10 protein-coding genes are annotated in these 11,406 nt (G+C 67.1%); 7 read left to right on the top strand and 3 right to left on the bottom strand.

Annotated elements, in window-relative coordinates; translation table 11 throughout:
- Positions 1-511 precede the first annotated feature (511 nt).
- The gene (locus tag WDB66_RS01785) at positions 512-1,066 is read left to right on the top strand and encodes an ECF-type sigma factor (RefSeq protein ID WP_339396709.1); all 555 of its coding nucleotides are present in this window, start codon (positions 512-514) and stop codon (positions 1,064-1,066) included.
- Positions 1,063-3,534, top strand: coding sequence for a protein kinase domain-containing protein (locus WDB66_RS01780; RefSeq protein WP_339396708.1), 2,472 nt, complete (start codon positions 1,063-1,065; stop codon positions 3,532-3,534). Before WDB66_RS01785 ends, WDB66_RS01780 begins: the two co-directional genes overlap by 4 nt.
- Before the next feature lie 77 nt (positions 3,535-3,611).
- Here WDB66_RS01780 and WDB66_RS01775 read toward each other — a convergent pair whose 3' ends face one another.
- Positions 3,612-3,854, bottom strand: coding sequence for a glutaredoxin family protein (locus tag WDB66_RS01775; RefSeq protein ID WP_339396707.1), 243 nt, complete (start codon positions 3,852-3,854; stop codon positions 3,612-3,614).
- 85 nt (positions 3,855-3,939) lie between these two features.
- Between WDB66_RS01775 and WDB66_RS01770 the strand changes: the two genes are divergently transcribed.
- The 4 genes from WDB66_RS01770 to WDB66_RS01755 all read left to right on the top strand — a co-directional run bounded on the left by WDB66_RS01770 (position 3,940) and on the right by WDB66_RS01755 (position 7,435).
- Entirely contained in the window at positions 3,940-5,322 is a 1,383-nt protein-coding gene (locus tag WDB66_RS01770; RefSeq protein ID WP_339396706.1) for an L-serine ammonia-lyase, read from the top strand.
- A gap of 266 nt (positions 5,323-5,588) precedes the next feature.
- Positions 5,589-6,245 (top strand): hypothetical protein, encoded by a 657-nt coding sequence (locus WDB66_RS01765; RefSeq protein ID WP_339396705.1) that lies wholly within the window; start codon positions 5,589-5,591, stop codon positions 6,243-6,245.
- 13 nt (positions 6,246-6,258) lie between these two features.
- Positions 6,259-6,804: a GTP-binding protein gene (locus WDB66_RS01760; protein WP_339396704.1), complete on the top strand. Its 546-nt coding sequence runs from the start codon at positions 6,259-6,261 to the stop codon at positions 6,802-6,804.
- 13 nt (positions 6,805-6,817) lie between these two features.
- On the top strand, positions 6,818-7,435 hold the full coding sequence (locus WDB66_RS01755) for a hypothetical protein (RefSeq protein WP_339396703.1): 618 nt from the start codon (positions 6,818-6,820) through the stop codon (positions 7,433-7,435).
- A gap of 14 nt (positions 7,436-7,449) precedes the next feature.
- Here the strand turns inward: WDB66_RS01755 and WDB66_RS01750 are convergent, their stop codons facing one another.
- Positions 7,450-10,086: a serine/threonine-protein kinase gene (locus WDB66_RS01750; RefSeq protein WP_339396702.1), complete on the bottom strand. Its 2,637-nt coding sequence runs from the start codon at positions 10,084-10,086 to the stop codon at positions 7,450-7,452.
- Positions 10,087-10,134: 48 nt separating this feature from the next.
- The gene (locus tag WDB66_RS01745; protein ID WP_339396701.1) at positions 10,135-10,689 is read right to left on the bottom strand and encodes an ECF-type sigma factor; all 555 of its coding nucleotides are present in this window, start codon (positions 10,687-10,689) and stop codon (positions 10,135-10,137) included.
- 161 nt (positions 10,690-10,850) lie between these two features.
- Between WDB66_RS01745 and WDB66_RS01740 the strand changes: the two genes are divergently transcribed.
- Positions 10,851-11,393, top strand: a complete 543-nt coding sequence (locus WDB66_RS01740; RefSeq protein WP_339396700.1) for a carboxymuconolactone decarboxylase family protein — start codon at positions 10,851-10,853, stop codon at positions 11,391-11,393.
- Positions 11,394-11,406: the final 13 nt, after the last annotated feature.

The following is an 11,406-nucleotide window of genomic DNA, read 5'->3' as shown; positions in this document are numbered from 1 at the left end:
GCAGCATCGCTGCCAGCAGTGCGGCCCAACGGCCGGGTTGGATAAAGAACGACACGGGCGGCAGAAGCCGCGATCCCTGGATGGCCACGATAGATGTCCTGGATGCTCGAACCCCCGGGCCACGCAGGCGGCCCGCCCCTTCGAATCCGGCCAGACGCAGATGCGCCCACCGGAATCAGTCCCACTCACCAATCAGCAAGCGAGCGAAGAAGGTGAAATCCCTCACACAAATGACGAACGGATCAAATTTCACGACAAACGGATGAGCCGACCGCAATTTCAGTAACGGCCGTGTATGCGATCCAGCCGAAAAAAAAGCCACCCGCCTCCCCTTCCCAGCACCGGTCCGGACACTGCCTTTCCCGCCCAGCCCACAGCACCACATCAGCATGGAAAAGCGCTGGAAGCAGCGCCCCGAAACAGCAGCGGGCGTGTCGGTTCGAGCCCAAAAACGATCGCGCACACCGCGTCGAGCACATGAAGCAGCACCAGCACGGGTATGATCCCCCTCATGACCGACGCTCACCCAACCGCACCCATCACCGGCCTGATCCATGCCTGGTCCGAAGGCCGCGAAGGCGCTTCCGAGGCTCTGGCCGACGAGGTCTATGCTGAGCTGCACCGCATCGCACGCCACCACCTGACACGTGAGGCCCGCAGCGGCATCGAAACCACCGAACTGGTACACGAGGCCTGGATGCGGATGGGCAAGGGCCATGGCAGCTTCCCCTCGCGCAGGCATTTCTTCGCCTATGCCGCGCTGCAGATGCGGCGCCTGCTGATCGATCTGGCGCGCGCCGCCGCCGCCAATCTGCGCCAGGGTGAGAACGTCACCCTGACGCTGCGCCTGGTCGATCCGGCACCACAGCCGGCCGAACTGGCCAACCTGGCCAGCGCACTGGATACGCTGGACCGGATCGACCCGCGCAAGTCGCAGGCCTTCGCACTGGTGGAACTGGCCGGTTTCAATGTCGAACAGGCGGCCGACCTGCTCGACACCTCGCGCAGCACGATCGAACGCGATCTGCGTTTCGCGCGGGTCTGGCTGGCGGCGCGGATCTCATGAGCACCGAACTGCGCTGGCAGCGGCTGCAGGATCTGTTCCATGCCGCCTGCGAATTGCCGGAGCAGTCGCGCGAAGCCTTCGCGCACGAACACGCCGGTGATGACCCGCAGCTGCTGGACGAGCTGCTGGCGATGATCCAGATCGAGAACAGCGCCACCCGCCGCGTGCACGAACCGCTGTGCAGCACGCGCGAACTGATCGCCGCCGCCAACCACATCGCGCCCGGCACCCGCTTCGGGCCGTGGGCGGTGGTGCGCCAGATCGGTCGCGGCGGCATGGGCCAGGTGTATCTGGCGCATCGCGCCGATGGCGCCTACCAGCGCAACGTCGCATTGAAGGTGGTCGGCGATCTCCAGATGGATGCGCAGCAGCGCGCCTTCTTCGAGGTCGAACGCCAGCTGCTGGCGCAGATGGACCATCCCGCCATCGCCCAGATCCACGACGCCGGCAGTGATGACACTGGTCGTCCGTGGCTGGTGATGGAATACATTGAAGGCAGCCCGATCACCAGCTTCTGCGAGCAGGCCGGGATGTCCTTGCGGCAGCGCATCGAGCTGTTCATGCGGGTCTGCGAAGGCGTGATGCACGCGCACCAGAAAGGCGTCGTGCACCGCGACATCAAGCCGGCCAACGTGCTGGTCAGCCAGGTCGATGGCGTACCGATGCCCAAGCTGATCGATTTCGGCATCGCGATGGGGATCAGCGGCGGGCCGGTGCAACCGGCCGGCACGCCCGGCTACATGGCGCCCGAACAGCTGGATCCACAACAACGCAGCGACAGCCGCAGCGACATCTATTCGCTCGGGGCGCTGCTGTATGAAATTGTCGGCGGCCTGCGCCCACCGGACTGCGCCAGCCTGCCGCCCGGTGGCGCACGTCCCTCCTTGCAACTGGACACGCTCGACGCCGACGACATCCAGACTCTTGCCCGCCGCCGCGGCCTTGCGCCAAGGCGCCTGATCAGCACCCTGCGCAACGAACTGGACTGGGTCATCGCCCAGGCGATGCAGCCCGATCCGGCCGCCCGCTACAGCTCGGTTTCGCTGCTCAGCGGCGATCTGCAGCGTTTCCTTGATGGCTACCCGGTGCACGCCGCACCGCCAAGGCGCAGCGTGGCGATCCGCAAATTCATTGCCCGCCATCGCTCCGCCAGTGCCGCTGCACTGCTGGCGACAGCGGCACTGCTGGCCGGCATCGGCGGTATCATCTGGGGTCTGCAGAAGGCTGAACGCGAAGCCCAGCGCGCGGTCGCCACCGCCGACTTCCTCGGCACGATCCTGGGCAGCGTCGATCCGGACGTCGCTCGCGATCTGGACAAGACCCTGATGCTCAAGGTGCTGGATGAAGCCTCGCGCCGGGTCGCCACCGAATTGCAGGACCAGCCGGATGCGAAGATCCAGGTGCAGTTCGCCATCGCCGAGAGTTACACCGCGCTGGGCATGAACGCGCAGGCCATCGAGCACTTGGAATCAGCCCGCGAAACCGCGATCGCCACCCACGGCCGGCACAGCTGGACCGATCTGTTGGCGATCCAGCGCATGAGCCTGATCCTGCCACCCGAACAGGCCCTGGAGATGTTGCAGGAAGCGATTCCCTTCGCCGCCCGCCACCAGCACGGCAGCAACCGCACCCTGGCGCCGAACCTGCGATCGCGCATGTCCTGGGCACTGCGCGATCTTGGCCGCCACGAGGATGCGCTGCGGGAAAGCGAGCGCGCCTACCACGAGCTGCGCGAACTGGTACCACCGGATCATCCACAGCGTCTGGACGCCGCCCAGTACCTGGCCGCCAATCTGGCCGATGCCGGGCGTTTCGATGAAGCCATTCCGATGCTGCGCGAAGCCATCGAACGGCGCGCTGAAACCCTTGGCATCGACCACCCGCGCACCCTCGGCCAGCGCCTGAGCCTGGCCGTGTTCCACCTGCAGAAACGCGATTACGCCGGCGGTGAAGCCGAACTGAAATCGATGCTGGAACCGGTCGCCAGCCAGTTCGGCGCCGACAGCGCGATGATGATGCGGGTGCGCAACAACCTCGGCGGCGCCCTGCGCCAACAGGGCAAGATCGAAGAGGCCGGGCCGCATTACGAATTTGCCTACGACTACGCGCTGCACCGCAACGGCCCCACCCACCGCCTCACGCTGATGACCCGCCACAACCACGCCAACTGGTTGCTGGATGCCGGCCATGTACGGCAGGCGCTGGACGAGCAGCTGGCCTGTCTGGACATTGCGATGCAGACCCTCGGCCCGGACCACGGCATCACCTCCGAAATCCTGCGCGGCCTGGGACTGGCGCAGATCGCCAGCCATGATCTGGCTGGCGCACGCCAAAGCCTGGAGCGCTCACTTGCGATCAAGCGCGCGATGTATGGCGACAAGCCCGAACCGCTGGCGCGGATCAACGAGGCCCTTGCCCTGCTGCAAACCGCCGAAAACCAGCCGCCGGCGGTCGTGGAGCTGAAATAGAAAGCCCACCCACACCGGCTGCGCAAAAACCTGCCGCCGGCACCGCCTTTATCCTGCCCAGCCCGTTCGCGTGCGCATCAGCGCGGCCGGTTCGACGCCGCTAGAAAACCGGCCACCGCATCCGCATCGAACGGCCAGTCCAGCTCATTGCCGGACACCGCATCGCGCAGCACCGGCACGCGCATGCCGTAGCGCGCCTCAAGCCCTGCGTCACCATCGATGAACACGCTCTCGAACTCCGGCGTGCCGGCTGAGGCCAGCACATCCAGTGCCAGATCGCACAGATGGCAGTCGTCGCGCTGATAGAGAATCAATGACATATGGCGGTGCAACAGATGGCAAGGGCGGTGGCCGACTAGAATAGCCGGCTACCCAGACCGCACCACTACCAGGACTCGAAACTCCATGGCTGTCAGCACCTTTGACCTGTTCAAGATCGGCATCGGGCCGTCCAGTTCGCACACCGTCGGGCCGATGCGTGCCGCCGCCCGCTTTGTCTCGCACCGGCTCGAAGAAGCCGGCCTGCTGCCACGCGTCACGCGGGTGCTGGCCGAAGTCTACGGCTCGCTCGCACTGACCGGCCGCGGCCACGGCACCGACACCGCCCTGCTGCTCGGCCTGGAAGGGCAGGAACCCAACCTGATCGATCCGGATCTGATCCCTGCCGCGCTGGAGCGCATCCGCAGCGAGCGCGCACTGATGCTGGGCGGCAAGCACCGCATCGCATTCGAGGAAAAAAAGGATCTGGCGATGCACAAGCGCCAGAAACTGCCGTTCCACCCCAACGGCATGCGCTTCACCGCCTTCGACGAGGCCGGCGAAATACTGGCCACGCGCGAGTACTACTCGGTCGGCGGCGGCTTCGTCGTCAACCAGGATGAGGCCGCCGCCGACCGCATCGTGCCGGACAAGACCCCGCTGCCCCACCCGTTCGACAGCGGCGATGAACTGATCCGCCGCGCCAACGAAACCGGGCTGTCGATCGCACAGATGATGTTCGCCAATGAACAGGTCTGGCGCAGCGCCGATGAAATCCGCGATGGTCTGCGCGAGTTGTGGGCCGCGATGCAAGCCTGCGTGCAACGCGGCATCCGCTCCGAAGGCACGTTGCCCGGCGGTCTGCATGTGAGCCGCCGCGCGCCGATGCTGTACCGGGAACTGTCGACGCGCCCGGAAGCCGCGATCCGCGACCCGCTGACCACACTGGACTGGGTCAACCTCTACGCGCTGGCGGTGAACGAGGAAAACGCCGCCGGCGGACGCGTGGTGACCGCGCCCACCAACGGCGCGGCCGGCATCATTCCGGCGGTGCTGCACTATTACGACCGCTTCTGTCCTGGCTCCAACGAACAAGGCGTGTTCGATTTCCTGCTGACCGCCGCCGCGACCGGCATCCTGTACAAGGAAAACGCCAGCATTTCCGGCGCCGAAGTCGGTTGTCAGGGTGAAGTCGGGGTGGCCTGTTCGATGGCCGCCGGCGGCCTGACCGCCGCCCTGGGCGGCAGCCCCAGCCAGATCGAAAACGCCGCCGAAATCGGCATGGAACACAACCTCGGCCTCACCTGCGACCCGATCGGTGGGCTGGTCCAGATTCCATGCATCGAGCGCAACGCGATGGGCTCGGTCAAGGCGATCAACGCCTCGCGCATGGCCTTCCGCGGCGACGGCAAGCACAAGGTCAGCCTCGACAAGGTCATCAAGACCATGCGCGAAACCGGCCGCGACATGCAGGACAAGTACAAGGAAACCTCGCGCGGCGGCCTCGCGGTCAACGTCATCGAGTGCTGAACCGGCGGGCCGCGCCACCGGCACTGCCACCGGCTTCACGCGAACAGATCTTTCCGGGCGTACCGGCGCGCGGCGCAACGCCGTGCATAAGCGATATCCGGGCCGTGCATGGCCCGCTCTGCCCCTGTTCCGCAGCCCCGTCAGGGCCGAACCCGCGAAACCTGTGGACATCACCGCGCGCTTTTGCGCGTATCGCCGCACCTGCCCCGGCTGCACGCCCTGCCGCAAAGCCGGCGCCCCGAGGCATCGGCCTGCGCACGGGCGCGGTGCCGGTCCTGCTGCGCGTGTTTCCGGAGCTGCGCACGCAGCCACTGATGATCCTGGGCGAACGCCTCCTCGCCGCCGGCGACGCGGTGATGCTGCACTTCAACACCAGTGTCGCCTTCGTGGCCTGCGTGCAGCAGGGCTGGGTCGCAACCGGCCTGCGCCTGCCGATGCTGCAGAAAATGCTCAGCACCCCGACCGTGCTGGATCAGATCACGCTTCAGTCGCTGAGCAGTACCGAAGCCGAAAAGGCGGTGCACGAACGCTTCGGCGTACTGGAACACCGCATGCGGCTGCCGCTGGACACGCTCACCTGGGAGCTGGCCGCCACCTGGTTCCCCGCGTTGAAACTGCACCCGCACGGCGACCTGCAACTGCGTCTGAAACGCCTGCCCAACTTCACCCGGCTGGGTGCCGTCGGGCCGCTCGATGTGCAACTGGCGGCCGCCTGTGCGCGCACACCGCAATCGATGACTGCGCTGGCGCGCCTGTTCCCGGGCCGCGAACAGGAGGTCTACCGTTTCGCGGTACTCACCCTGCTTTCCGGTGCGGCACAGGTCACGCCCGGAGACAGCGCATCGCCCGATGCCGCCGCACCATTGCCAAACGACGCGCAGCGGCGCGGTTTCTTCAAATTCCTGCTCGACCGGCTCTTCTGAGGACCACCCGCCCATGGCTGTGTACAAACTCGTTTTCGCAGGCCCGGTCGGTGCCGGCAAGACCACCGCGGTGCAGGCGCTTTCCGACATCGAAGTGGTCAGCACCGAAAGTGTGGCCACCGACGAAACCCGTCGTCTCAAGCGCACCACCACGGTCGCGATGGACTACGGCGTGATGCGGCTGGACAACGGCGACCAGGTGCATCTGTACGGCACGCCGGGGCAGAAGCGCTTCGACTTCATGTGGGAAATCCTCGCCGAGAACGCGCTCGGTCTGGTGCTGCTGCTCAAGGGCGACGCCGCCGACCCGGTGGCCGACCTGCGCACCTACGTCAACGAGTTCCGCAGCTTCATCGATCAGACCGGACTGGTGGTCGGCATCACCCACGCCGAAGCCGCCGGCTGGCAGGTGCGCCAGCAGGTGGCGCGGGAAATGCATAGCCTGGGTCTGCCCTCGGCGGTAATGGAAGCCGATCCGCGCAGCCGCGCGCACATGGCCACGCTGGTCGGCACCCTGATCCACGGTCTGGACCCGGTTCGCGCCGGCGCGCCGGGCTGAGCACGGAACGGCAATGAGCATCGCACCTGCCGATCCGTATCTGATGCTGACCCCGGCCGGAGCCTTGCTGGCATTCGCCGATCGCACGCCGGATACGACCAGCGCCCGCTTGCAGACCCTGGTGCCGCGCGGCTCGGCGCTGCGCCGCAGCGTCTGGCTGGGCGAGGATGCGGAACGTCAGACGCTGCTGGAAGAAGGCCTGAAACGCGGCTGGCTGCACGAGATCGGGCGTGAATTGCAGGCCCCGGACGTGGTGCTGGACGATTACCTGCCGCACGCGATTGCCGGTCTTTCCGGTTCGCGCATGGCGGCGCTGGCCTCCGATGACGGCTTCTGCCTGGCGCGCGTGGGCTATGCCCAGGACGAGGCCGACACCTTGTCGGTGGCGGCGGCGGATTTCCTGGATTTCGTCAACCGCCAGAAGCAGCGCGGCTACAAGGGCACCGGCCGCGCGGTGTCATTCCACGAGAGCATCGACATGCTGATGCCGGCCACCACGTTCACCCTGTTCTGGGTCGATGGCGTGGGTTACTGGCTGATCCTGGGCGGCGAACCGCTGCTCAACAATCGCGCGCTGGTGGAGCTGATCTGGGGCATCCGCATGGCCGGCGAGAAGTTCCGGCCAGGCTGATCCGGCCATCACGATCAGTGCAGGTCGCCTGCGTTGCGATGCAGCCGCCGCGTCAGCCACGCTGGCAACGGCTCCGATGTCACCAGCCTGCTGATCGCAGCCCCGGCGTCGGCGGCATCGACCTGACCGCAGCGCCGCGCCAGCCACCACCACGCCAGCCACCAGTGGCGCTCCATCTTGCTCAGGTCCGACTGCGCCGGGGGATTGGCCGCAGGCAGCGTGCAGTGGCCGGCGTCGGCGGCACGCAGCGCCTGGACGATGCAGAGCCGGCGGGTGAAAGGAGTGCGTGTTTCCAGTGCATCGCAGTGCGCTGGGGTGAAGGCCGCCAGCAATTCCGTTGCCGAGGGATCATCGCGTTCCCACAGCATCAGGCCAAGGATGCCGGCCACCCAGTCGGTGCGGGCGCGCAAGTCCGGACGCAGCTCCTGGTGCATCGCCCAGGCCTGGTGCGCGGTCTGCAATGCGGTCTCGGTTTCGCCGGCGCCTTCCTGTGCCAGCGCCAGTTGCCCGAGCGCGTTGACGTGGCTCGAGTGCGGCTCCGGTCCCAGCGCCTGCGCGATCATCGGCAGCAGGCGTTCGTATTCGCGTGCGGACGCTTCCGGCCCTGACCAGACCCGCAGCAGCGAGGCACGGTTGGCCATCACATGCAGGGTCTGCGGATGGCGTTCGCCATAGATCGCCTGGTGGCGTTCGAGCGCCTGCTGCATCGTTGCCTGGGCCTGATCGAAATGCTCCAGGCGATGCAACAGCAGCGCCAGATCGTTGAGGATCACCGCCATGCGCGGGTGTGCCGGAGCAATGCGCCGCTGCTGCGCTTCGGCCTTGAGCAATACCTCCAGCGCCGCCTCGCGCTGCCCCTGGTATTGCAGGCTCGCAGCGAGCACGCCGAGTGCGTCCGGATGGATCGGCGCATCATCCAGACCTACGGCACTGATGCGTTCGAGCGCCTGCCGAACCATGCGTTCGGCCTCGGCCTCGCGCTTGAGTTCGACCAGCATCTCGGCGCTGCGCACCTGCAGGAACAGACGCTCCGGCCGATCCGGTGCCAACCCGGCCTCGGCCGCGAGTTGTTGCGCCTGTTGCAGGCGTTGAAAAGCCCGCACCGGATCACCGCGCTCGTAGTCCAGCAAGCCGCGATCACCCAGCGCCATGACCCAGTCCGGATCGGCGCGACCGGCGCTTTCAAAAGCGGCAAGCGCCTGATCCAGCGAGGCCTGCGCATCATCCAGCAGGCCGCGTTCCAGCTGCACCCGCCCGATCGTGCCCAGCATCTGCGCACGCACCTGCGGATGCTCGGAAAACACATCGCGGATGCGTGAAGCACCACTGCGCAACAGTTGCGAGGCGGAGGGATCCTGGCCCGGTGCGATGTCCGGGTTGGCGGCGGAAAACAGTTCCAGCACGAAATCCCGCGCGGCCGCCGCCTGCACCGCCTGCTGACGCGCCTCGCGCGCCTGCCACAGGGTTCCGGCAAGGCCGCCGATCAGGGCCAGCACGATGCCGGCGGCGGCCGCGACACCAAAGCGGTGCCGCCCGATGAACTTGCGCAGGCGATAGCCACGCCCCGGCGGGGTCGCCAGTACCGGGCGCTGCGCCAGCCAGCGATCAAGATCGGCGATGAAGGCATCGACCGAGCTGTAGCGCTGCGCCGGATCGGTCGCCAGCGCCTTCATCAATACCCGGTCCAGATCGTTGCGCAGCGCCCGCAGATGGCGCGCGGCCATGCCGGCATCGGCCCGCGCCACGCGCGATGGCAGGGTGATCGAGACATCGCCGCCACCAGGCTCGGGCGATTGCCCGGTCAGCAGGCGGTACAGCACCGCACCCAGGCCGTAGATGTCGGTGGCGGTGCTCGGCGGGCTGTCGGTGAACTGTTCGGGCGCGGCGTAACGCGGTGTCAGCGCACGCCACTGGGTCGCGGTGGCCTGGTCGTCCGGACGGATCAGGCGCGCGATGCCGAAATCCAGCAGCTGCACCTGTCCCTCGGCATCGACCAGCATGTTGGAAGGCTTCAGATCGCGGTGTATCACCAGGTTGCGGTGCGCCGCCGCGACCGCCATCGTCACCTGGCGGAACAGTTGCACGATCTGGCGTGTGTCCAGGGCACGCCGTTCGCACCAGCGGTCGATGTGTTCACCCTGGATCAGCGGCATCGCCAGCCATGGGGTGCCGTCATCGGCGACGCCGGCGTCGATCAGGCCGACGATGTGCGGATGCGCCAGCCGCGCCAGGATGTCGGTTTCGCGCCGGAACTGGGCGCTGCCGTGGCAGCCCAGGCTGGCCACGGTCAGCAGTTTCAACGCCACCACCTGGTCCGCCGCGCCATCGACACGGTGCGCGCGGTACACCACCGCCATGCCGCCGCGCGCCAGTTCGTATTCGATTTCCCAGCTGCCCAGGCGCCGCCCGGCCATCGTCTGGCGATCCGGCGGCGCGTCGTCGTTCTGCTGGCGCTGCAACAACGCGCCATCGCGTTCCAGCCAGTCCGGTTGCTGTTCCAGCGTTTGCAGCATGCGATCCAGACAGGCGCGGACCGGTGGCGGCAGCGACATGGCCGCCAGCCGTTCCACACGCGTGGCCGGGTCCAGTTCGATCAGTCCGGAAAAGATGCGATCAGCCTGGATCCAGATCTCGCGCTCGGCCGCATCCATGGCATCAGCCCCGACAGCACACGCGGCGCTTGCGGAATGGCCGACAGCTCATGCCTGCGTGTCCAGCTGCGCCAGCAGCAACGCACGCGCGCGTTGCCAATCGCGGCTGATGCTGCGTGAAGAGCGGCCGCTGGTCTCGGCCAGCTGCGCCAGCGTCAGACCGGCGAACACGCGCATTTCCACCAGCTCGCGCAGACCAGGGGAAATGGCGTCCAGCCGATCCAGCGCCGCGTCGATATCGAGCAGTTCCGGTTCGCTCACGGCCACTTCGCCGACTTCGTCCAGGGTGCAGACAGCCAGTCCGCTGCCACGCTTGGCCGCGCCGCGTGCACGCGCACGATCGACCAGGATCTGCCGCATCGCACGGGCCGCGCAGGCATGGAAATGGTGCCGGTCGATCAGATCCAGACGGCTGGCCCCGGTCAGTTTCAGATAGGCCTCGTGCACCAGTTCGGTCGCGCTGAGGGTGTTCTCGCCCGGCTGCCAGACCAGGCGCTGGGCCGCCATGGCGCGTAGGCTCGAATAGACCTTGTCGAACACCGCATCCAGCGCCTTGCCATCCCCCGGGCGGGCCGCATGCAGAAGTTCGGTGATATCGCCCATGGAATGCCGCTCCGGCTGGCAACATGTCTCCATGTTACTGGAAGCGGCCCGCCGCGCCGGGCACATGCCGGCACCGCATAAGGTGATGCGACCCGCTTCGTTCGGTTGCCGCCGACGCGTTCCTAGAATCGTGCGCCTTCCCCTTTACGGGTATCGCGACAATGAGCCGTCTTCCCATCCACAGCATCGAGAGCGCGCCGGACGCCGCGCGTGAACGCCTGCAGGCCGCGCAACAGGCCAACGGCTTCCTGCCCAACCTGCTCGGCGTCCTGGCCAATGCGCCCACCGCGCTGGAAACCTACCAGGTGGTCGGCGCGATCAACGGCCGCAACAGCCTGAGCCCGGCCGAACGCGAAGTGGTGCAGATCACCGCTGCGGTCCACAACCGCTGCGGCTTCTGCATCGCCGGCCACACCAAGCTGTCGCTGAAGAAGCTGCAACTGGCGCCGGAACTGGTCGAGGCGCTGCGCACCACCAGCCCCGTGCCCGATCCGAAACTGGACACGCTGGCGCGCTTCACCGCACTGGTGATCGAGCATCGCGGCGACGTGCCCGATGCCGCACTGGCCGAACTGCGCGCCGCCGGCTACAGCGATGCGCAGGCGCTGGATGTGGTGCTGGGCGTGAGCCTGGCCACGCTGTGCAACTTCGCCAACAACCTGGCGCGCACCCCGATCAATCCCGAATTGCAGGCCTTCGCCTGAGCCCCGGAGGCCG

The organism is Denitratimonas organivorans (genome assembly GCF_037478135.1).
GTDB lineage: Bacteria > Pseudomonadota > Gammaproteobacteria > Xanthomonadales > Xanthomonadaceae > Denitratimonas.
This window is presented reverse-complemented; position numbering and strand designations above follow the sequence as displayed.